This is a genomic window from Streptomyces caelestis (assembly GCF_001279005.1).
Lineage (GTDB): Bacteria > Actinomycetota > Actinomycetes > Streptomycetales > Streptomycetaceae > Streptomyces > Streptomyces heliomycini.
Genome location: NZ_LGCN01000105.1, coordinates 1 through 334, shown reverse-complemented (window position 1 = coordinate 334; position 334 = coordinate 1). Strand labels below are relative to the sequence as shown.

General features: G+C 72.8%; 1 protein-coding gene. It reads left to right on the top strand.

Going from position 1 to position 334, the window contains the following annotated elements; genetic code table 11:
- A partial coding sequence (locus ADK41_RS42470) for a SpnB-like Rossmann fold domain-containing protein (RefSeq protein ID WP_209438642.1) occupies positions 1 to 334 on the top strand: 334 nt, incomplete at both ends.

Here is a 334-nt window from a genome sequence, read left to right as displayed (position 1 = left end):
GCGCGGTGCCGTGGAGGGCGGTGACCTGGCGGGTGCCGCTGTGTGGGGTCTGGTGAGGTCGGCCGTCTCGGAGCATCCGGGGCGGTTCGGTCTGCTGGATGTCGAGCCGGGTGCGGTGTTGTCGGCCGGGCTGTTGGGTGCCGTTCTGGCGGTGGGTGGGGCCGAGGCGGAGGTCGCGGTGCGTGGTGGTGAGGTGCTGGTGCCTCGTCTGGCGCGGGTGTCCTCCACGTCTGGGGCGGAGGTTTCCGGCTGGGAGGTGGCCGGGGGCACGGTGTTGGTGACGGGCGGTACGGGTGGTCTGGGTCGTGTGGTGGCCCGTCATCTGGTGGTCGGG